Annotated in this window: 19 protein-coding genes; 7 read left to right on the top strand and 12 right to left on the bottom strand. The window is 60.9% G+C overall.

Annotated elements, in window-relative coordinates:
* Positions 1-225: 225 nt before the first annotated feature.
* Positions 226-1,959, bottom strand: a complete 1,734-nt coding sequence (locus tag HK439_RS20635; protein WP_190293375.1) for a tetratricopeptide repeat protein — start codon at positions 1,957-1,959, stop codon at positions 226-228.
* Between the two features lie 501 nt (positions 1,960-2,460).
* Between HK439_RS20635 and galE the strand changes: the two genes are divergently transcribed.
* Positions 2,461-3,486, top strand: coding sequence for a UDP-glucose 4-epimerase GalE (galE, locus tag HK439_RS20640; RefSeq protein ID WP_190293376.1), 1,026 nt, complete (start codon positions 2,461-2,463; stop codon positions 3,484-3,486).
* A gap of 1 nt (position 3,487) precedes the next feature.
* Here the strand turns inward: galE and HK439_RS20645 are convergent, their stop codons facing one another.
* Complete coding sequence (locus tag HK439_RS20645; RefSeq protein ID WP_190293377.1) at positions 3,488-4,225, bottom strand: transporter substrate-binding domain-containing protein; 738 nt, start codon at positions 4,223-4,225, stop codon at positions 3,488-3,490.
* 557 nt (positions 4,226-4,782) lie between these two features.
* Here HK439_RS20645 and HK439_RS27275 point away from each other — a divergent pair.
* Together HK439_RS27275 and HK439_RS20655 are read left to right on the top strand one after the other, a co-directional pair.
* A complete protein-coding gene (locus HK439_RS27275; protein ID WP_328804210.1) occupies positions 4,783-5,763 on the top strand; it encodes a radical SAM/SPASM domain-containing protein in 981 nt (326 codons plus the stop codon).
* A gap of 2 nt (positions 5,764-5,765) precedes the next feature.
* Positions 5,766-6,527 (top strand): oxidoreductase, encoded by a 762-nt coding sequence (locus tag HK439_RS20655; RefSeq protein WP_235988044.1) that lies wholly within the window; start codon positions 5,766-5,768, stop codon positions 6,525-6,527.
* Between the two features lie 75 nt (positions 6,528-6,602).
* Here the strand turns inward: HK439_RS20655 and HK439_RS20660 are convergent, their stop codons facing one another.
* From HK439_RS20660 to HK439_RS20685, 6 genes are all read right to left on the bottom strand, one after another.
* Positions 6,603-7,799 (bottom strand): cytidylyltransferase domain-containing protein, encoded by a 1,197-nt coding sequence (locus tag HK439_RS20660; protein ID WP_190293380.1) that lies wholly within the window; start codon positions 7,797-7,799, stop codon positions 6,603-6,605.
* Positions 7,796-8,728, bottom strand: coding sequence for an N-acetylneuraminate synthase family protein (locus HK439_RS20665; protein ID WP_190293381.1), 933 nt, complete (start codon positions 8,726-8,728; stop codon positions 7,796-7,798). The genes HK439_RS20660 and HK439_RS20665 overlap by 4 nt, the downstream gene beginning before the upstream one ends.
* Before the next feature lie 232 nt (positions 8,729-8,960).
* Positions 8,961-9,290 (bottom strand): hypothetical protein, encoded by a 330-nt coding sequence (locus HK439_RS20670; RefSeq protein WP_190293382.1) that lies wholly within the window; start codon positions 9,288-9,290, stop codon positions 8,961-8,963.
* A gap of 255 nt (positions 9,291-9,545) precedes the next feature.
* Positions 9,546-10,199 carry a class I SAM-dependent DNA methyltransferase gene (locus tag HK439_RS20675; protein WP_190293383.1) on the bottom strand — a complete coding sequence of 218 codons (654 nt, stop codon included), beginning with the start codon at positions 10,197-10,199 and terminating at the stop codon, positions 9,546-9,548.
* A 188-nt stretch (positions 10,200-10,387) separates the two neighbouring features.
* Positions 10,388-11,986, bottom strand: coding sequence for a peptide chain release factor 3 (locus tag HK439_RS20680; RefSeq protein WP_190293384.1), 1,599 nt, complete (start codon positions 11,984-11,986; stop codon positions 10,388-10,390).
* Positions 11,987-12,159: 173 nt separating this feature from the next.
* Complete coding sequence (locus HK439_RS20685) at positions 12,160-13,053, bottom strand: LysR family transcriptional regulator (protein ID WP_190293385.1); 894 nt, start codon at positions 13,051-13,053, stop codon at positions 12,160-12,162.
* 133 nt (positions 13,054-13,186) lie between these two features.
* Between HK439_RS20685 and HK439_RS20690 the strand changes: the two genes are divergently transcribed.
* Both HK439_RS20690 and HK439_RS20695 read left to right on the top strand, forming a co-directional pair.
* Positions 13,187-13,822, top strand: a complete 636-nt coding sequence (locus HK439_RS20690; protein WP_190293386.1) for a class I SAM-dependent methyltransferase — start codon at positions 13,187-13,189, stop codon at positions 13,820-13,822.
* Between the two features lie 196 nt (positions 13,823-14,018).
* Positions 14,019-14,705, top strand: coding sequence for a YfdX family protein (locus HK439_RS20695; protein ID WP_190293387.1), 687 nt, complete (start codon positions 14,019-14,021; stop codon positions 14,703-14,705).
* Positions 14,706-14,773: 68 nt separating this feature from the next.
* Here the strand turns inward: HK439_RS20695 and HK439_RS20700 are convergent, their stop codons facing one another.
* From HK439_RS20700 to HK439_RS20710, 3 genes are read right to left on the bottom strand one after another with little or no spacing between them, the layout of a single operon-like run.
* Complete coding sequence (locus HK439_RS20700) at positions 14,774-15,919, bottom strand: ABC transporter permease (protein WP_190293388.1); 1,146 nt, start codon at positions 15,917-15,919, stop codon at positions 14,774-14,776.
* The gene (locus tag HK439_RS20705) at positions 15,916-16,872 is read right to left on the bottom strand and encodes an ABC transporter ATP-binding protein (protein WP_190293389.1); all 957 of its coding nucleotides are present in this window, start codon (positions 16,870-16,872) and stop codon (positions 15,916-15,918) included. The genes HK439_RS20700 and HK439_RS20705 overlap by 4 nt, the downstream gene beginning before the upstream one ends.
* Complete coding sequence (locus HK439_RS20710; RefSeq protein ID WP_190293390.1) at positions 16,869-17,837, bottom strand: HlyD family secretion protein; 969 nt, start codon at positions 17,835-17,837, stop codon at positions 16,869-16,871. The genes HK439_RS20705 and HK439_RS20710 overlap by 4 nt, the downstream gene beginning before the upstream one ends.
* Before the next feature lie 207 nt (positions 17,838-18,044).
* On the opposite strand from HK439_RS20710, the gene HK439_RS20715 reads away from it, so the two are divergent.
* The gene (locus HK439_RS20715) at positions 18,045-18,599 is read left to right on the top strand and encodes a DUF2585 domain-containing protein (RefSeq protein ID WP_190293391.1); all 555 of its coding nucleotides are present in this window, start codon (positions 18,045-18,047) and stop codon (positions 18,597-18,599) included.
* 84 nt (positions 18,600-18,683) lie between these two features.
* Here the strand turns inward: HK439_RS20715 and HK439_RS20720 are convergent, their stop codons facing one another.
* Entirely contained in the window at positions 18,684-19,388 is a 705-nt protein-coding gene (locus HK439_RS20720) for a ParA family protein (RefSeq protein WP_190293392.1), read from the bottom strand.
* Positions 19,389-19,884: 496 nt separating this feature from the next.
* Between HK439_RS20720 and HK439_RS20725 the strand changes: the two genes are divergently transcribed.
* Complete coding sequence (locus HK439_RS20725; RefSeq protein WP_209011964.1) at positions 19,885-20,733, top strand: alpha/beta hydrolase; 849 nt, start codon at positions 19,885-19,887, stop codon at positions 20,731-20,733.
* The last annotated feature ends 46 nt before the right edge of the window (positions 20,734-20,779 follow it).

The raw sequence follows: 20,779 nt of genomic DNA on the forward strand, positions 1-20,779 counted from the left end.
GGTTTTCTTCGTCCAGGCATAGGCGACCAGCGCCTCATTCGGGTCCAGAGTGCCTTGGGCTTCCTCGATACTCAGGGGCCGCGGGGATGAAAGTTCTGCCAGATCGGGAAAGTCATGCTCGATCCGGGCATCGGTCTTCCCGATTTCACTTTCGGTTTTGTCGATCCGCTCGAGCAGTTCCGTTCTGAGCGCGTCGCCCCCGGTCGTATTCGAAAAGCTCCTGGCCTAGCGGTCCCGCAAGCCCTGCAGCGAAACGCCCAGTTCCTGCCGTGTCCTGAGCAGCTTCGCGGCGCCCGGGTCTTTTGCCGCCAGCCGGGCGCCCAGATCCGCGAGAGCCTTGTCCAGCGTATTGAATGTGAGCCAGCCCTGGGCTTCGAAGGTGATACGGCCTTTTTCCCCTGAGGTGAAACTGGATCTGGTTGCCGTTTCCAGAAATTTCGCGAAGCTCATGGGCCATCTGATTGTGGAGCCCGGCTCGTATCCGGATTTTTCCATCCAGGCCGGAAGAGCGACAAACCCCTTTTTCCAGAGCCGCACAGCCTCGTCATATTTTCCCATGCCCCAGTACAGGTAGCCGAGATTGTCGATCTTCCGCAGCGTGTGCTTGTGGTCCATGCCGAGACTGCGTTCCAGCCCTTCTAGAGCGCGCAGAAGCAGCGGTTCAGCTTCCTCGTTACGACCCTGCAGCCAGTAGAGCAGGGCCAGATTGTTGACTGTTCCCAGCGTGTCGGGGTGATCCGGACCGATGGTCCGCTCCCGGCCTTCCAGAACCCGGCGATACAGGGTTTCCGCATCTGTGTAACGGCTCTGCGCGCCAAAGAGGGCCCCGAGATTGTTGGCCGACGTCAGCGTATCGGGATGATCCTCCCCCAGAACGCGCGCTCTGCCTTCCAGAGCCATGACATAGAGCTTTTTTGCCTGCTCAAGCCGACCCTGCTTTCTATAAACGCCTGCCAGATTGTTGGCCGCGGTGAGCGTGCCCGGGGCGTCGCTGCCAAAGGCGCGTTCGAATCCCTGCATGGCCCGAAGATACAATGGCTCCGCTTCGTCAAAGCGGCGTTGAGCATTGTACAGGAAGCCCAGATTGAGGGCCGCATAAAGCGTCTCCGGATGATCCTTGCCCAGATGGCGCTCTCTTCCTTCCATCGCCCGGACATAGAGCGGCTCTGCCTTCGCATAACGGCCCTCGGCCATGTAGAGACCCCCGAGCGCGCTCACGGACTGGAGCGTCTCAGTGTGGTCCTTGCCGAGGGTGCGTTCCCGGGCTTCCAGCGAGCGGATATAGAGGGGTTCGGCCTCCGCGTACTGCGCCCGCGCATTAAAAAGGAAGGCAAGATTGTAGACTTGCGTAAGCGTTCCCGGATCATCCTTGCCGCCGATCCGCTCGCTGCCAGCCAATGCCCTCCTGATCAGGAGTTCCGCATCCGCGTACCGGCCTTGGGAAGTATAGAGAATTCCCAGGTTTCCGACCGCTGCCAGCGTGTAAGGATCGTCCTCGCCCAGAAGCCGTTCTCTTCCTTCCAACCCCCGGACAAGCAGAGGTTCCGCTTTTTCGTACCGGCCCAGATAGAAATATATAAGTCCGAGCTGGCAGACGGAACTGACGGTAGCGCGCGCGTTTTTACCAAGGCTTCGTTCGCGCAAGTCGAGCGCGCGCGCAATCAATTGAGACGCTTTCTCGTATTTCCCCTTGCGGTAGACAAGGCCGGCTTCGTCCATCAGTGTGTCTGCTTCCGCCGCCATGGGAGCGAGCTTGAGAGCGTCCCGGGTTGATATGTTGCGCGCGGATTTTATCTCTGCCGCGATATAGATCTTTTCCAGGGTTTCGTCGGTGACGTCTCCCTTGTGCCCAATGGCGTTGAGGAACTGCTCGAGCGCCTGTTCCGTTTTCGGCCCCCCGATACCGTCCAGTTTTCCGGTGTAAAATCCGAGCACCTTCAATGCGCGCTGGGCATTCATAAGGTTTTCTGATCTTCCGGCCTTCTCATTCGCAATCGGCAAGACCGGAAAGGCGCCTTCCGGCAGGGAAATGCCGGCCGGCGGCAGTCCGAAGGCAGAAGAAGCGCCGCAAAACGGAAAAAGAACCAGGAAGGCTAAGACGAGCCGCTTCAACATCGTTGCAGTGCGACCGGAAAGCAGACGGCTGTTTGGAGTTCGGGAAATCCGGCGTTTTTCAAATATGTCAGCCTCCATTTCCCGGAACCACCATGCAGCCAGTTTCAACGCTTAACACTCTACTGTCCATGTTTTTCAACTCCAGGTATTTCCTGCCGATAAGCCAGCCTTGCCAACCGCTTTGGCGGCTTACCGGTGTCTTCGCTCCCGGCTTTAGGAGCTTGTCCATTTTTTTCTGCTAGCGAAGAGGCGAGGTCACATTGAACTGTGGCCCTGAGCGCGTGAATTCGGCCGGATGTCTACGGCAGAACGGGAATTCGCCATGTTGAATAGGGGTCTTGAGACATGACCGTCCTGATCACCGGCGGAGCCGGATATATCGGGTCCCATTGCTGCGTGGCGTTTCTGGCGGCCGGGCACGATGTCGTCGTGCTCGACAATCTGAGCAATTCCAGGATGGAAAGCCTGCAGCGGGTCGGCGAGATCTCCGGCCGGCAGATTGCGTTTGAAAAGGCCGATGTCCGTGATCAGGCGGCGGTTGAAGAGCTCCTGCGCCGCCACAGCTGCGACAGCGTGGTTCACTTTGCCGGCAGCAAGGTGCCCCGGGACTCCATCGACCGGCCGCTCGAATACTACGACAACAACGTCGTCGGCACGCACCGGCTGCTGTCGGCCATGGCCGCCGCGGGCGTTCACCGGCTGATCTTTTCCTCCACTGCCGCTGTTTACGGCCAGCCGCAGTTCTTCCCCGTGACCGAGGATCATCCGCTGGCGCCGGGCCACCCTTACGGGCGCACGAAACTGATGGTGGAGGACATGCTGCGCGACGTTGCGGCAAGTGACGACCGCTGGCGTTTCGGCATCCTGCGTTACTTCAATCCGGTCGGCGCCCATCCGAGCGGGCTGATCGGGGAAGATCCGCTCGGCGTTCCGGCCAACCTGATGCCATTCATCGCCCAGGTGGCGTCCGGTCGGCGTGAGCGCCTGCAGGTCTTCGGCAACGACTATGACACGCCGGACGGCACCGGTGTGCGCGACTATATCCACGTCATGGACCTGGTCGAAGGCCATCTCCATGCCCATGACGCCCTGGAAAATGCGACACCGGACAACCGCTGCTTCACCGTGAACCTGGGCACCGGCACCGGCTACAGCGTGTTGCAGATGATCCATGCCTTCGAGCGTGCGTCGAACCGGACCGTTCCTTATGTCATTGCTCCCCGGCGCGACGGCGACGTGGGGGAATGTTACGCAGGCGTCGAAAAGGCGGCGGAGGTGATCCACTGGCGGGCCAGGCGCGATCTGGAGGCCATGTGCCACGACACCTGGAACTGGGTCTGCAAGAACCCCAGGGGCTACGAGGCGGCCTAGCCTACACCGGAACCGTAAGCCCCTTGACCCCGTGCCTTTCGATAAACCCGGCAACGACTCCGCAGGCCTTTGCCTCCTGAACGAACTCCGTCAGCCAGGCGGCGGCCACGGTGTTTTCCCTGGCCGTCCCGATCGCCTGCTGGACCGACATGAACTGCCCATCCAGCATCCGGTAGCCGCTGAGCGTTTCGACGTCCCGGGTCAGCCGCGGGCGCAGGCCGGCGAGCACCTCCAGCCGGTGCTCCAGGAAATACGCCAGAGCGTCCTCGTCGGGCGGCACGGCGACAAGCTCCGCCTCACTGATGTTGCGTTCCAGCCAGAGGCCATAGGCGGAACGGGCCTTGTAGGCGATCCGGTGGCCGGGCCGGTCGGCCTCTTCGGGTGTCCGGATCGATGAACCCTCGGCCACAAGATAGGTCGCCTCGATTTCCGCATAGGCCGGGGTGAAGCTGATCTTTTCCGCCCGTTGCGGCTCGGCGCCGATATTGGCGATGTCCCATTCATGCGCCTCCACGCCGTCGGCAACGAGGCCCGGAGACGGGTAGGGGACATATTCCACCGGCACGCCGAGGCGGTCGGCGATCGCCCTGCCCATATCCGGCGACACGCCTGCCGGATCGCCGTTCTCCGCCCGTCCGGTGACGAGCAGGGCATTGGCCATGTTGACCCCGACCCTCAGGCGGCCGTGCGGGGCAAGTTCCCGGACGATCTGGCTGTCGATCTGGCTTTCTATCGGCATTCTGTCCTCAAATCGATGTTGGCGAACATCTTGCGGATTTGAAGCGATATGTCACGCGCTTAGCGCGTCAGGCTAAGCGGGACACGAAGTCCGCAGGAACGCGTACCGCGCTCGTCCGGTTGGGCTGGTCGGGCAATAACATCCACAGATCAAGCCTATCATGTGGGTAATATTCAATCTCGATTGGTATGGTCCTGCATCGGAAATACGATGAAGTAGCCGAATCGATACAGTTCCCTTCTGACCGGCACGGGGAGTCATGGCTTGGCGTGATGCGCTTATCATGTCGTCGGCACCGATTTTCGCCTGGCCGCCTTTCACTCACTCTGTGCCATGGACCTGTTTGAACCGGCCCGTCGGATCGCATTTTGGAGGCCGCCAAAATGCGGCGAAGGGGCTGAGTAAAAGGCTGATCGCATCCGCCGGCAGCAAGTTGGAGACAGGCCGTGTTCGATATCAAGTTCCATGAACGAGCTTCGGCTATCCGGGATCGCATTGTGGAAGGCGAGTTAACCCAAGCCGATTCAAAATACATCGAAGATGAATTTGCGGCTCTTGTGTCCGAGCGCCCGTTCGTTTTCAACGTCGAGACGACAAATCACTGCAACATGACCTGCGTCATGTGCCCCCGGACAACGTTGATGACGCGTGACAAGCAGTGGATCGAAGGAGCTACTTTCGAAGCTGTTCTTGATCAGATTGCGCCGCATTCGGAAAACGATCTTGAGCATTTCTGGGAATTCGTGAAAGGCAATTACGAGATTACGCCCGACGAGCGAAGCGAGAATGCATTCTATTTCTATATCGTTTCGAGATGCCTGATCTTGCACGGATATGGCGAGCCGCTGATTGACAGGAATATCGTCAACAGGGTCCAGGCCTGCACCGACAGAAACATTCCGACCTATTTTTCCTGTGTCCCTGCGAACCTGAGCGTCGAGCGCGCCGAAAAGATCATGAAGGCCGGCCTGACTGTCTTCAAGTTTTCCATGGACGGTCTGGACGATGAACAGCAGAAATTCGTGCGCGGCAAGCGCAACAATTTTCAACGGTCCTACGAAACCATGATCGAGGTCATCAAGATGCGGGACGAAAAAGGTTACAAGACCTTGATCGTGCCGACCATGATTGCCCTCGCCAACGATTCCGAAGCGAAAGACATGCATCGTCGTTTCATGGAGTTGTGGGAAGACTATGACGTGTTTGCGTATATCAAAAGCCAGGATAACCGCTGGTATTTCGAAGACGACGAGACGCTGGAAAACAAGTCCCACTACGAATCCCAGTACTGTGAATTCCCCTGGACGTCCCTCTCGGTCATGGCCGACGGTTCCGCCGTTCCGTGTACTCAGGATTACGATTGCGAGATGAGCTTCGGCAACACCAAGGAACAAAGCCTTGAGGACATCTGGAACAGCGATGCCTACAAGGCGTTTCGGCGATGGCACATTACGGGCGAGTTCCCCGAGGGCCACAAATGTGTCGGGCGCTGTGACCAGAAAAAGCTGTTTCAACGTTTGAAGAGGGCGTCTTCGTGAAAATGCTCACCGGGCAGAATGTTGTAGTGGTCGGCGGCAATGGCCTGATCGGCCAGGGGCTTGTAAAGGCGGCGCTGGCGCAGGGCGCTAACGTCGTTTGCGCCAGTCGCAGCCCAAATCCCGGGTTGTTTTCGGATCTGGACGCCTCCGAGCAAGACAGGCTGACCTTTTCCGCCGTCAATCTTTCAGATGGTGCGAGCATCGATGCGATGCTCGAGCAACTGTCGGAAACGCATGTCCCCATCCATTCGGTCGTCAATTGTTCCTTTCCCAGAAACGCCAGCTACGGCGCCAAATTCGAAGACGTCACGTTTGAAGGCTTTTGTGACAACGTCAATTTGCACCTGGGCGGAGCATTCCTGCTTTGCCAGAAATTCGTCAGGTATTTCGAAACGGTCGGAGAGGGAAATATCATAAATTTCTCCTCCATCTACGGCGTCATGGCTCCACGTTTCGAGCTGTACGAAGGGACCGACATGACGAAAGAAGTCGAATATGCGGTCTGCAAATCAGCCATCATTCAGTTGACCAGATATCTGGCGACCTACCTCAAGGGAAAAAACATCCGCGTCAACTGCGTGAGCCCGGGCGGTGTTTTCAACAATCAGGATGAAAGGTTCGTACGCCGCTACGAAAGCCATTGCCTGAACAAGGGAATGCTGGAAGCCAACGACGTCGCCGAAACCGTCATGTTCCTGCTTTCCGACAGTTCCAGGGCCTTCAACGGTCAGAATTTCATTCTGGATGACGGGTTTTCTCTTTAGGAACTCTATTGAGGGCAAGCGGCGGAAGACCGGTGTTTTGTCCGCGCAGTCGCGGTCGCGCCCTATGCTGCGCGACTATCCGTCTCGATGTGACGAGACCAACTGACGGGCAATCAGATAGTCGCTCATCTCGCGCAGCGCGCCTTTTCCGCCTGAAGCCTCAAGCACGATATCGGCCGTCTTGAGCGCATCGGCATGGGCATCGGCCGGCGAAAAGGCGAGGCCGCAGGCCGCCATGCAGGCCGTGTCATTGATATCGTTGCCGATATAGGCGATCTCGCTCCACTCCAGCCCGTTTTCGGCCCGCCAGGCCTCCAGGGCGGAGAGCTTGTCGTCCACATGGTTCTGGACCGGCATCTTCAGCTTGGCTGCGCGGGTCTTCACCACCGGGTTGGCCTCCTTCGACAGGATCAGCAGACGGACGCCCCTGTCTCTCAGCCGTTCTAGCCCCATGCCGTCGCGGCGGCTGCAGAACACCGCTTCCTGGCCGTCCTGGCTGACGAGCACCCGGTCGTCCGTGTGGACGCCGTCGAAATCGGTCACCACCGCCTTGATCTGCCCCGGCACATGCTCTTTGCGCAGAGATGCAGGCTTGCGGGACGCCTGAAAGGCTTCCGCCATGTCCCAGTCTTCCTGGGTGTCGATCTCGATCGTCGGTGCCGACACCGGAACCAGCACCGTGCGCCCGCAAAACCGGGTTTGCTCTGCCAGGAACGGCTCCACACGCATGGCGTAGATCGCGCCGTTTTCCCGGTAGCGCGGCGTCATGTCCTGCCGGCGTTGCCGGGGTTTGCTGTGGTCGTGGGTAATGCCTTCGGCAAAGCCCGCCACGTCTTCCTGCCAGATGAAGCCGTGATCCTCGACGACCGAAAACGCGCTGTCGGCGTTTTTCTGGATCATCGTGTCAACGACCAGATCGATTTCCGCAGCCGTCGTGAACGGCGAGGTGCATTGCAGGAAGACGAGAATGTCCGGCAGGCCGGCCTGTTCCGCCTTCAGGTGTTCCAGGGCATGCAGCAGGGCGGATTCGGAACTGGCGGTCGAGCCGCTGATCTCGCCCGGCCTGACGATGGCATGGGCGCCGGCGGCGCGGGCGACCTTGAGAATGCCGGCATCGTCGCTGGAAACGTAGACGCGCTCGATACAGGCCGCGTGCAGCGCAGCGTCAACGGTGCGGGCAACGAGCGGTGTGCCGCCGAGCGGGCGTATGTTCTTACCCGGAAGTCCCCTGGATCCCCCGCGGGCCGGAATGACCGCGATTACGCGTGTCACGAGACTTGCCGGATCTGTCTGCTCTGCTTGTCTTCCGCCCACTTGAGCTTGTCGCGCTGGACCTGTTCCACATCGAGCAGGTCTTTCTCCTTGTAGCGGAGCGCCTTGCCGACGTTTTGCAGGTCCCGGCACAGGCGGCGCAACCCGTCAGGCTCGAGGCTGGCAGCGTGATCGGTGCCCTTCCAGGTGCGGTTCAGTGTGAAGTGACGCTCGATATAGGCGAAGATCCCCTGGCCGTAACGCTGGAAACCGAGGTGGCCGATCGTCATGGCCGCGACATCGGCTGCGATGCCGTGATGGTGGCCGGAAAAACCGATGGCCTTGACCCGGTCCCCGTAGATTTCCTGCAGCCGGTTGATTTCCAGCAGGCAGACATCCTCGAATTCGACGGGATAGCCGGACGTGCAGGAATAGACCACCAGATCCTTGGCCCGGCCGCGTTCCTCGTAGAAGTCGATCATCCGGGCGATTTCCGCCCGGGTCGTCATGCCGGTGGAGACATGGATCTCGCCGTCATAGTGGCGGCAGAGATAGTCCTGAAGCTCGAAATGCTGGTTGGTGGCGGACGGGATCTTGATCAGGAGCGGCTCAAGGGCGGCGATTTCCTTCGCCGACGTCAGGTCCCACACGGAGGTGGAATACTCGATGCCGGCCAGGCGGCACTCTTCCTGCAATTCCTTGTGCTGGCCCGCGGTGAATTCCAGGAACTCCCGGTGCGCGCCATAGGTGGCGCCATAGGCGTTGTGCGGAACCGGATGCGGCGTTTCGAACTCGGCGCCGGACAGCAGTTCACGGTTGTTGCGCTTCTGGAACTTGGCCACATGTGCGTGGCAGACATTCGCCGCGACGTGGATCATCTCCTTGGCGATGTCCATGTCGCCCTTGTGATTGCATCCGATCTCGGCAATCACCTTGATTTCGTGAGCCATGGTCTGAAGCCTTTCCCGGCGGCCTGAGCTGGTGACGTCGTGCACAGACGTTTTGCGTCCACCGGCCGGGCGATCGATCTCTTCGTTGATCGTGACCTGAGTTCGCGAATCACCCGAATTCCCGAAACGCAATACACCTAGAATGCCTAAAGACTGGGCGTTGCCAAGGCGCTTGCCATGTTTATGCTCAAGAGTTTGCTAACCATGTCCGTCGGTTTTGCCCTGTCAGGACCTACACGAACACCCGGGCCAGCGAGGTGACGGCCATGGCGGTGATCGCCCGGCGCGGGCCTTCCAGCGCGCCGTCCTGGTCGGGCAGGATCATGGCGATCCGGTTCAGGTCGGTTGCGTCCATCCGGTCGAGATCCGCGGCCTTGGCGGCCTCTTCTGCGGCAAAGCGGATCGTGTCGAACAGCTTCACCAGTTGCCGCCAGACCTCCAGAGGCGGGCTGTCCGCCGTTTCGCACCACCGAATAATGTCGCTCGTCTCCGCCTTCAGATAGCTGGCGGCTTCCTCGGGCGAAAGTCCGAACAAGTCAATGATCGTCTTGAAATTACTCATCGCAGTGATCCGCTACTGGTCTCTCCGAAACCTCTGGATCGTTCATTTTGCACTGCAATATGGCGAAAAGTCGAGCGGTAAACTCTCCTTGGGTTAATCCGTGGGGATAACCGGGGCAGGTCAGCGGGCTTTGCCACAAATACCTTGTCATCCCAGCCTTCGCTGGGATGACAACCTAGTATTGGTCGAGGCAGTGCCTGATGTACCGCTTCGGCGGCAGAACTGCATCTCAGGCTTCCTATTCAGCCGCTGTCTTCAGGCGACACGGCAGAGCGTATGAATGATCCTGATCTCATCCGCAAAATCCTCGTTTTCGGGCAGATACCGGCGCGGTTCGCTGATGTGGAGCGCGGTCCACAGGCCCTCGCCTTCGATCGCGGCGATCATTGCGGCGAAATTGAGCGCCTCCCAGCGGTCGGTGCGCTGGGTAAAGGCGATCACGCCGCCGGGTCGCACGCACCGGCACAGGTCGCGAAACAGCGCTTCCGCATCCGCGATATAGGTCAGGACCCCGACGGAAATGGCGGCGTCGTAGCTGTTGTCTTCAAGCGGCAGCGGATGTTTTTGCAGATCGTGGCACACCAGTTTTTCATAGCCGCCGCGCGCGCCCGCCAGCTTGAGCGATTCAGCCGAGATATCGATGCCGTCGATGTGAAAATCCCCATAAGGGCTCAGTGCATCGGCGACCAGTCCGGTGCCGCAGCCGACGTCCAGGATATGCGCCTTCGGGGAAAGATGCGGCGCGAGCAGGGCCGCGGCATCCCTTGGCGCCTGGTAATCCCACGCCGCAAGGGTTTCGTCATAGGTCCTGGCCCAGTCGTCGTAATAATCCGCGATTGCGTCGGAGTCCGTCGACCCCGCCTTGAGGGAGGTAAGGCCGCCGGATTTGGATTTGTTGTCTTGTGCCATGCCAGGATCCTTGATCGATGGGTTCCGGTTCCGCCGCCAATTGGCGGTGTTCCGGAAACAGGGGGTCTGGGGGGCGGTCAGGAGTAACAGGCCGCAGGCGACGGACGCAAGGCGAGGCAGGCAAAGATGTGGATTGGCGCCCCGCGCAGATGCGGGGAGAGTCGATGAACGCCGGAAACCTGCCGGCCTTACCCTTCGTGCACGATCTCGCGCGTCTCGCGGAACTTCACGTCCGGGTATTTCTCGCCGATGTAGCCGACTTCCCAGGCGTTCTTGAACAGGAACACCGGCCGGTCGTCGCGGTCCTCGGCGATCGACATGCGGTGGTTCTCGATCATCTTCTGCAGGGTCGCCTGGTCGGTCTCGATCCAGCGGGCGGTGGAATAATTGACCGGCTCGAAGCCGATCTCCGCGCCGTATTCCGCCTTGAGCCGGTCGACCACCACGTCGAGCTGCAGGATGCCGACCACGCCGACGATCCAGTTGGAGCCGATGTCCGGCTTGAAGATCTGAACCAGGCCTTCCTCGGCCAGGTCCTGCAGGCCCTGGCGCATCTGCTTGACCTTCATGGTGTCGCCCAGGCGCACCCGGCGCAGGATTTCCGGAGCGAAGGCCGGCAGGCCGGTGACGTGGATGTCCTCGCCTTCCGTCAGCGTGTCGCCGACCCTGAGCTGGCCGTGGTTCGGCACGCCGATCACGTCGCCCGGATAGGCGGTCTCGGCGATTTCGCGTTCCTCGGCGAAGAAGAAGATCGGCGCGGTGACGGCGATCACCTTGCCGGCGCGCACGTGCTTCAGCTTCATGCCGCGCTTGAACGTGCCCGAGCACAGGCGCACGAACGCGATCCGGTCCCGGTGTTTCGGGTCCATGTTCGCCTGAACCTTGAAGACGAAGCCGGTGACCTTTTCCTCGTCCGGCCGGATGGTCCGCCCGCCGGTGGCCGGCTGCGAATGCGGGGGAGGGGCATAATCTGCGATGAAGTCCAGCAGTTCCTCGATGCCGTAGTCGCGCAGCGCCGAGCCGAAGAAGACCGGGGTCAGGTGGCCTTCCAGGAAGCTTTCCTTGTCGAACGCCGCATAGCCTTCCGCGCCCAGTTCGACGTTTTCGGTGAGCTCGTCCATGATCCGGTCGAAGACGGTGTCCACGAGGATCGGGTCCTCCAGTCCGGAAACGTCCAGGGTGCGGGCATAGGCGCCGCCGCGCTCGCCGGCAGACGTGTGGAACTTCTTCTTCTGCCAGTCGTAGACACCGAAGAAGTCGGAGCCCATGCCGACCGGCCAGGTCTGCGGGGACACGTCCAGCGCCAGCGCTTCCTGGACCTCGTCGAGGATTTCCAGCGCGTGCCGGCCTTCCCGGTCGATCTTGTTGACGAAGGTGATGATCGGAATGTCCCTGAGACGGCAGACCTCGAACAGCTTGCGTGTCTGGGCCTCGATGCCCTTGGCGGCGTCGATCACCATGATGGCCGCGTCGACGGCGGTCAGCGTGCGGTAGGTGTCTTCGGAAAAGTCCTCGTGGCCCGGCGTGTCGAGCAGGTTGTAGATGATGCCGTTGCGCTCGAAGGTCATCACCGAGGACGACACGGAGATGCCGCGTTCCTGTTCGATCTTCATCCAGTCGGAGCGGGCGCGGCGTCGCTCGCCGCGGGCGCGCACCTGGCCGGCTGCGCGGATGGCGCCGCCCGACAGGAGCAGCTTTTCCGTCAGCGTCGTCTTACCGGCGTCCGGGTGGGAGATGATCGCAAAGGTGCGCCGCGTCAGGTAGGGCGCGCCGTTCATGGTGGCCATTCAAAAAGCTCCTCGGGCTCCGGCAGGCAAACGGACCGTAGGCGCGCAACGCTCGGGAAGAAATCCGGGGCGCGCCGGTCCATCAGGCCTGGTTCGGATGGATGTCTTGTTGGCGCTTGGTTCTAGAGAAAGCGGGCCGAAAAGGCCAGCAAAGAATGAGATCCGCATCTGTCCTATAGTGTACGGCTCAGCGCTTCGGCGAGGAAGTCGTAGACCAGACGGATGCGGCGCGAGGTGTTGAGTTCGCGGTGGGTCACGAGCCAGACGGGAAAATGGACCGGCGCCATTGTAGGGAGAACCCGAACTATGCCGGGCGTGCGTTCGGCGACGCCCTCCTCCATGATGCCGAGGCCAAGTCCCTGGCGCACCATTTGCCAGCCGACAACGCCGCTTGCGGAATTGAACCTGATGTTCGCTGCGGTGACCTTGAGGCCGAGGCCGTTCAGAAACCGGACCATGTCTTCCCGGTTGCCGATGCCGACGAAGACTTCTCCGGTCAGGTCCTTCAGGGACTTCGGACGTCCCGTTCGCTCCAGGAGGCTTTCGGCGGCATAGAGATTGGCGCGCGCCTCCCGGATCAGCCGGGCGACCAGATCCTGATGCTGCGGACGGACGTGACGGATCGCGATGTCGGCTTCCCGGCGGCGAAGGTCGGAAAGCGCGTTCGAGGCGATGACCTCGATTTCGATGCCGGGTGCGGCAACGCGCAGTTCGGCCAGGATCTCCGGCAATACGAAGGCGGCCATCACGTCGCTTGCCGAAATGCTGACCCGGCCTTCGATCGCCTCCGACCTGGCGGAGGCCGTCAGGCCTGTCTGCAATGCGGCTTCCGCCATCATGCGCAACGGGGGGAGCAGATCGCGTCCTGCATCTGTCAGAACGATGGACCGGCCGGCGCGTTCGATCAGGACGACGCCGAGGGCGTCTTCAAGTGCGGCCACCTGGCGGCCGATGGTCGGCTGGGTGAGATGAAGCGCCTTCGCCGCAGCGGACAGCGAGCCGAGCTCCGCCGTGGCGAGGAATGCCCGCGCCTGGTTCCAGTCAAAGCCGATTGCCGCCCAATTCATGCGTTTTTGTATAGAAGATCTGCAAATTTATGCAATTCTGGTTTCATGGAGAAGATCGTATAGAGACCGGATCGCAAACGCGGCCGGCCACGGCAGCCGCAGATTGCGCTCATGAATCGACAGGGAATGCCCGATGACGGACAACGCCAGTTTCTGGGACAAGGTCGCAACGCGCTATGCCCGCTCGCCGGTGCGAAATGAAGCGGCCTATGCCGAAACGCTCGCCCGCACGCGGGCGTATCTCAAACCGTCCGACCGGGTGCTTGAGATCGGCTGCGGCACCGGCACCACGGCGTTGAAGCTCGCAGGGTCCGTGGAAAGCCTGCTGGCGACCGATGTGTCCGGGAAAATGATCGGGATCGCCACAGCCAAACTGGCCGACGGCGCAGCCGGCAACGTCAGCTTCCGGCAGGCAGAGATCGGTGCCGATACCTTTGACGGCGGCTCTTTCGATGCGGTGCTTGCCTTCAACCTTTTGCATCTTATCGGCGATACCGCAGGTGCGGTCCGCAGCGTTCGCGATCAGCTGAAGCCGGGCGGATTGTTCATTTCCAAGACCGTTTGTCTTTCCGAAGCAGGTCCGTTGCTTCGGCCATTGTTCCGCCTCCTGATTCCGGTCATGCGGTTCTTCGGCAAGGCGCCGTTCGTTCGCTTTCTGAAAATCAGCGAGCTGGAAACGCTTATCGGCGTGGAGGGGTTCGAGATCGTCGAGACCGGCAATTATCCGGCCAAACCGCCGAGCCGTTTCATCGTCGCCCGCAAGGTCTGACCCTGCCGGTGAACACGGTATCCCGTTCGCCTTTTTAAGAGGCGAAAATAAGGAAATTCCGTGAAAAATGTTTAATAATCAAAAGCTTGAAATAACGTAGCCGCAGGTCCAATTTCCCCGTCGTCCCCTCCGACGAAGGCAGCCGTACAGACGACGGCCAAGCCGGAAGGTTTTTGAAAACCGAAGGAGAATGACGATGAAATCGAGAACAGCAATTGCTTCGCTGGTCGCAGCAACCCTGGTCGGCGCCACGGCCCTGACCTCGGCTGCAGTCTACGCGGCGGAGGCCTCTCATCAGACCGAAGCGGCCAAGATGAACCAGGCGGCCTCGAACGTGGCGGATAACTTCCTCAAGCTGTCCAAGGACGGAATGGAGGCCATGTCCGACGTGCACAAGGCGCGTCTGGCGATCTACAACGGCAACACCGACGAAGCGGAAACCTATATCAACACGGCCCAGTCGCTCGCGATGCAGGCGGAAAAGGACGTCACGACCCTGGACAAGCTTGCCAAGGCCGGAAACAAGACGACCAAGGGCGGTGACATCAGCCGCTATCTGCCGCTGAGCGCCCAGATCTCGGTCCTGAACGACTACGCGCTCAATCCGGAGGATTCCGACCACCTGGACAAGGCCAACACGGCGCTGAAGAACGGCGACAACAAGGGCGCGGTGAGCCACGCCTCGCTGATCGACCAGCAGGTCGCCTACACCTATGTGGCGGTGCCCTATGACCAGCTGACCGCGAGCCTCTACCACGCGGGCATGAACCTGAAGAACAAGAAGGCCCAGCTGGCGAACATGGATCTGAAGGCGATCGAGGACAGCCTCGTTGCCGACCGGGTTTCGATCGACGGGATCCCGGACATGGTCGTCCAGGGCTGACGATCCCGCAATGTCTCCAGACAAGCCGGGAGTGGCACGCGCCGCTCCCGGCGTTTTTGTGCGTTAGCTCAATCCAGCCGCTTCTTGAACCGGAACGCCGCCAGGGCCATGCCGAGGACGAAGAAGCCGGCGAGCCAGAGCGCGTCGAACTGGAGATCCGCCAGTTCCGCCTGGCGCAGGACGATGCCGCGGATCATGCGCATGAAGTGGGTCGCCGGCAGGACCTCCGCGATATACTGGGCGGCGACCGGCATGCCCTCGTAAGGAAACATGAAGCCGGACAACAGGATCGACGGCATCAGCACGAAGATCGTCATCTGCATGGCCTGAAGCTGGCTGTTCGCAAGGGTGGAAAACAGCAGGCCGAGCGACAGGCTGGCGGCAATGAACAACAGTGTGCCCCCCAGGAGCGGCAGCAGCCCGCCGTTGAACGGCACGTTGAAGACCACGTAGCCAAGCCCGAGGATGATCCCCACCTGCACAAGGCCGATGAAGATATAGGGGATGATCTTGCCGATCATCAGCTCGATGGATTTCACCGGCGTGTTGATCAGCATTTCCATGTTGCCGCGCTCGCTTTCGCGCACGATGGCTGCTGAGGTGAACATGATCATGGTCATGGTCAGGATGACCGGCACCAGCCCCGGCACGATATTGACCACGGTCCGCTGTTCCGGGTTGAAGAACAGCGCCACCTCGAAGGTCGGTGTCGAGCGGTTCGCCGGCTTGTGCAGCAGTTCGGTGAGCGGCATGGCGCGCAGGCTCTTGATGGCGCCGGCGATCATCGTGTCCGATCCGTCCACGATCCACTGGGCCACCGGCCGGCTGGTTTCCTCGCTGGTCGACGGCGGCGTGCCGAGGCCGATGCTCGGGCTGCGGGCGAGGCGGCTGGCGAGATCCCGCGGGATGATCAGTGCCGCGCGAACCCTTGACCCAGTGATCGCCTCCTGGGCTTCTTCCACAGTGTCGTAATGCTCGGTGAAGTCGACCACCTGGGTCGCCAGGATGGTCTGCACCAGGATCCGGCTGATCCCGGTGTCTGCGTGATCGACCAGAGCCACCGGAATATGGCGGACATTGGTGTTGATCGCGTAGCCGAACAGCAGGAGCTGCATCAGCGGGATCATGACGATCATGCCGAAGGTCATCCGGTCCCGCCGGAGCTGCATGAATTCCTTGAACAGGATTGCGGAAATGCGCCGGAGGGATCTCATTGCCCGCTTCCTTCTTCGCTCTTCACCGGCTCCGGCATGACGCCGGTGTTGGTGACGAAAACATCTTCGAGGTTCGGCCGGACCTTGCTAACCCGTTGCGCCTCCTTCGATTGCGGCAGAGCCCGGAACCAGGCTTCCGGGTCGGCGATGTCCTTGCTGACCAGAACCCGGAGCCGGGCGCCGAGCTGGGCGGCGGAGCGGACTTGCGGAAGGGCCGTCAGTTCCTTGCGCAGGGTCCTCAGATCGTCGCCCTCGATTTCCAGCACGTTGGTGGCCATGTCCGCCATCAGTTCGGCGGGCGTCCCGTCGGCCCGCTTGTTGCCGTGCTCCATAATCGCGATACGGTGGCAGCGTTCCGCCTCGTCCATGAAGTGGGTGGACACCACGATCGTGGTGCCCCCATCGCTCAGGTCGAACAGCTGTTCCCAGAAATCCCGGCGGGATTCCGGATCGACCGCCGACGTCGGCTCGTCGAGGAACAGAAGATCCGGCTTGTGCAGCACCGCCGCGGCAAGGGCGAGCCGCTGGCGCTGCCCGCCGCTCATGCTGCCTGCCCGCTGTCTGGCGAGATCGGTCAGGTCGTAGAGATCCAGGAGCTCCGCGATCCGCTGCTTTTCCTCCCGGCGGCCGAGGCCGAAGATCTTGGAGAAAAACTGCAGGTTTTCTCGAACGCTGAGATCCCGGTACAAAGAGAACGACTGGGTCATGTAGCCGATCCGGTATTTCAGGTTTTCCGCGTCGCGGGGCAATGTGTTGCCCAGAACCTCCAGCTCGCCGGAGGTCGGTGTCAGGAGGCCGGTCAGCATGCGCATGGACGTGGTCTTGCCGCAGCCGTTGGGACCCAGAAAGCCGTAGATCATGCCCCGGCTGATCTCCAGATCGACTTCGTTCACCGCAGTCACGTCACCGAATTTCCGGGTCATTCCGCGGGTGCGGATCACCAGATCGCTCATGGCAGCAGGACCTGGGCGGGCACGCCGCTCGGCAGGCTCTCCGCCGATCCCGGCAGGTCGACTTCCGCCAGATACATCAGCCGGCTGCGCTGTTCCTGGTTGAGCGCGTAATAGGGCGTGAAGGCGGGTTCGGAACTGATCCAGCGCAAGGTGCCTTCCAGCGGCTTGTCCAGACCGTCGATCCGGACGGCAAGCTGATCGCCCTGTTTCAAATTCACCCGGTAGGGCTCGGGAACGTAGACCCGGGCAAAGGGCGCATCTCCGGCAAGCACGATGGCAATCGGGCTGCCCATCGTGACCCGCTCGCCGAGGTTCCACGGCAGGCTGTCGAGGATGCCGTCCCGGGAGGCGACGATGGTCAGGTCGGAGAGGACCTTTTCCATGCTCTCCAGGCTTGCCTGTGCTGCGGCGAGTTCCGCCTCCGCCATGGCGAGATCCTCCGGCCGCGCGCCGTTTTCCAGCTGGCGCAACTCTTCTTCCGCGCTCTTCAGCGAAGCATCGGCCGCATCCCGGTGGGCTAGGGCGCTGTCGTAGCTTGCCTTGCTGGCCGTTCCCCGGGAACTCAGGTCCTGTGTCCGCTCAAAAGTCTGTTTGGCTTCGAGCAGAGCGGCCTTGGCGCCGCTGACCTTGGCCCTGGCGGCGGCCAGTTCCTCTTCCCGCGCGCCGTTGCGCAGCTTTTCCAGATTGGCCCTGGCCCGTTCGACTTCCGCCTTGGCGCGCGCCACTTCCGCCTGCTGCTGCTTGTCGTCGAGCCTGACCAGGACATCGCCCTTCTTGACCGGCGAGCCTTCCGTGACGGGCAAGGCGACCACGACCTCCGCCGCCGTCGCCGTCAGGGCCACCCGGTCGCGTTCGATGGTGCCAAGCGCGACGCCATCGCCGCTGTCCCGGCAGGCGGCAAGAAACAGAAGACCTAACAGTGCAGCGGTTCTGGCGAAGGTATTACCGGAGAAGCATTTTCGCATGAGGCGGGACCCTGGTGAGCCGCTGAACGGCAATATGCAAATGTCACAGGGCACCATAGAGAGGGCTCCGGAAATTGCCAATGATCGCGCCAGGAATTTAAAGCTGTTGACGCATAAGTCGCAGCCTTGCTTTCGGAGTGCACCGGACGCCAGTCTCCTTGCGGGGCGTGCGCGGAAATGATCCGCAACTTCAAAGGGGAACAGGATATGAGAACCCGTACGGTCTTGCTGACCGGCATTGGCATGATCCTGGCGGCCGCGGTCCTCCTGCTCGCCATGGGGCGGATCCCGATCTGCGCCTGCGGCTATGTCCTGTTCTGGACCCCGGCCGAGGATGTGGCGGGCAGTTCCCAGCACATCGCCGACTGGTACACGCCGTCCCACATCATTCATGGCTTCCTGTTTTATCTCGCGCTCTGGCTGTTCTTCCGGAACCGGCCGGCCGGCGAACGGGCGCTTGGCGCCATTTTCATCGAGGCCTCCTGGGAAATCATCGAAAACAGCCCCTGGGTGATCGACCGCTACCGCGAGGCGACGATCGCGTCCGGCTATACGGGCGACAGCGTGCTGAATTCCGTAAGCGATATTCTCTGGATGCTGGCCGGGTTCTGGTTTGCCTGGCGGATGCCAGTCTGGCTGACGGTCACTTTGGGGGTGGCTTTCGAGCTTCTGGCGCTCTGGGTGATCCGGGACAACCTGACCCTGAACGTCCTGATGCTCGTCTATCCGGTCGAGGCCATCAGGGTCTGGCAGGGCGGCTAAGCCCGGTTCTTCGCATGCGAAAACGGCAAACGGGCCTAAGCTCGTTTGCCGACGGTCGATGGGGCGAAACCCGGTCTTGAGGCGTTACGACGCCTTCTTGAAGATGTGGTACCAGCGCTTCTGCGGGATCACGATGGCCCGTTCCAGCACTTCGGCGGCGAACATCTCCGCGTTTTCCTTGGCCTTGTCGAGATTGGTGATCTGCTTGGGGCACTGGTCGCCGAGCCCGCCGCCGAATTCGAACAGGTCGCGGTAGGCGGCCCGCTCCACGATCGGCGTCGACAGGACATCGATGCCCTGAACCGCGAGGAAGTCCTGCACCGCCTTCATGGCGCGGGTGGTGACGGCCGCGTTGGTGCGGGTCAGCACCACGCAGTGCTGGATCTTGTGCCGGACGATCTTTTCCAGCTTGCCGATCAGCGTGAGGATCTTGGCGCCGCCCCGGGCGTCCATGGAAGACCCCTGGATCGGTACGACCACCAGATCGGAAACCGACAGCGCATTGGCGACCACAAGATTTTCCGTGCCCTCCAGGTCGACGATCACGTAGTCCGTTGCGGCAGCTGCATCGGTGATCTGCTCGGTGATGGAGGCCGGCGAAATCTCGCTGATGACCGAAATCCGGGAACTCCGATTGGGCAATTCGTACCACTTGGAGATCCATTTCTGCGGATCCGCGTCGAAGATGGTCACGCTTTTTCCCCGTTCGGCGACTTCTGTCGCCAGCAAAAGCGCCGCGGTTGTCTTGCCGGCGCCGCCTTTTGCGTTCGCGAAGGAAATGACTGGCATGTCTGTTCTCCTGAACTGAACCCCGAGGCCTTCTGTCGTCGGGTTTCTTCTGCCCAAGTTTCAATAGTTTATGGTTACCAATTTGTTAAAGCGGAAGAATTGGGGAACCCTCTTTAAAAAAGCGAAGGAATGCACCGGCCGGCCGGAAAAATATATGGGTGGTTTTAACTAGGTGAGTAAAAACGCACGCAAAGTTACATATGAGATGAAGAGTTGCTTTGAGATAAATATTGAACTGATCAGAGTATACCGCCGCGCTGAAACTTGAGGCGCAAACAAGCGTCGGAAACAGCAGACCCTTAAAGATTGAAGCGCGGCGTCATCGTCGTTAGGCTTCCCGAAAGTCAGCAATTGGACGTGCAACACGGGCTCCGAATCCGCTATTCATGGCGGCCACGACGGGCACAGAGCCTTGCCTTGAAGCGGATCCGGTCAAAGGGAGCGGGGAATGCGACGCATTCGGAATTTTTCAACCGTCTTCGCAGCTATTTGCGTTATGGCGATGGCAATGGTCGGCGCCGGGCCCGCATCCGCCGAAACGCTCGCGCCGTTCAAGGACGGGCTGTTCAAGTACAAGAAGATCACCGCCAGCCACATGAACGGCGACTTCATCGTCGTGGAATATTCCAAGCAGCGCGACCTGCGAGACCGGGACAAGATCGATGAGCACGAGGTCTTCGGCAATTACGTTTCCTACAAGCCGAAACGCAGCCGGTCGAGCTACGAGCTCAAGGCCAACGGGCGTGTCGTCAAATACATGGGCGTCGGCAAGGCCAGGGGCGGCGCGAAGGTCATCGTGATCTACATTCACGGCCAGGGCGGCAACCGCTTTCAGGGCGTGAACGACGTGTCGTTCGGCGGCAATTTCAACCGCATCCAGAACCTGATGGTGCGCAACGGCGGCGCCTATCTGTCCGCCGACATTTCGTCCTTCGGTGACAGGGGCACGCAGGATATTGCCGCACTGATCGGTTATCAGAAGCAGCTTTCCCCCCGGGCAAAAGTCTTCGTCGCCTGCGGGTCCATGGGCGGCATCATCTGCTGGGATCTTCTGAAAAACGGCAATTATGCCCGCAATCTCGACGGCATCCTGTTGATGGGCTCGCCGCGGGATCCGGGCTTTTTCTCCTCCGGAGCGCTCTCCCGCAAGGTGCCGATCTACATGGGCTACGGCAGCGACGATCAGGTTTATAACTGGGAAGACCAGGCGAATTTCTTCAAGAAGATCAAGTCTTCCAGACCCGACTATCCGATCAAGTTCACCCTGTTCGACACCGGCACCCACGGCACACCGATCCGCATGACCGACTGGCGGCTGGTGCTGAACTGGATGCTGTCGTTGTAGTGCGAAGCGCAAACCGGCCTCCCGGAATCCTGCGCGGGCCCCGCGC

It is taken from the genome of Roseibium aggregatum, from assembly GCF_014692675.1.
In the GTDB taxonomy this organism is placed as follows: Bacteria; Pseudomonadota; Alphaproteobacteria; order Rhizobiales; family Stappiaceae; genus Roseibium; species Roseibium aggregatum_C.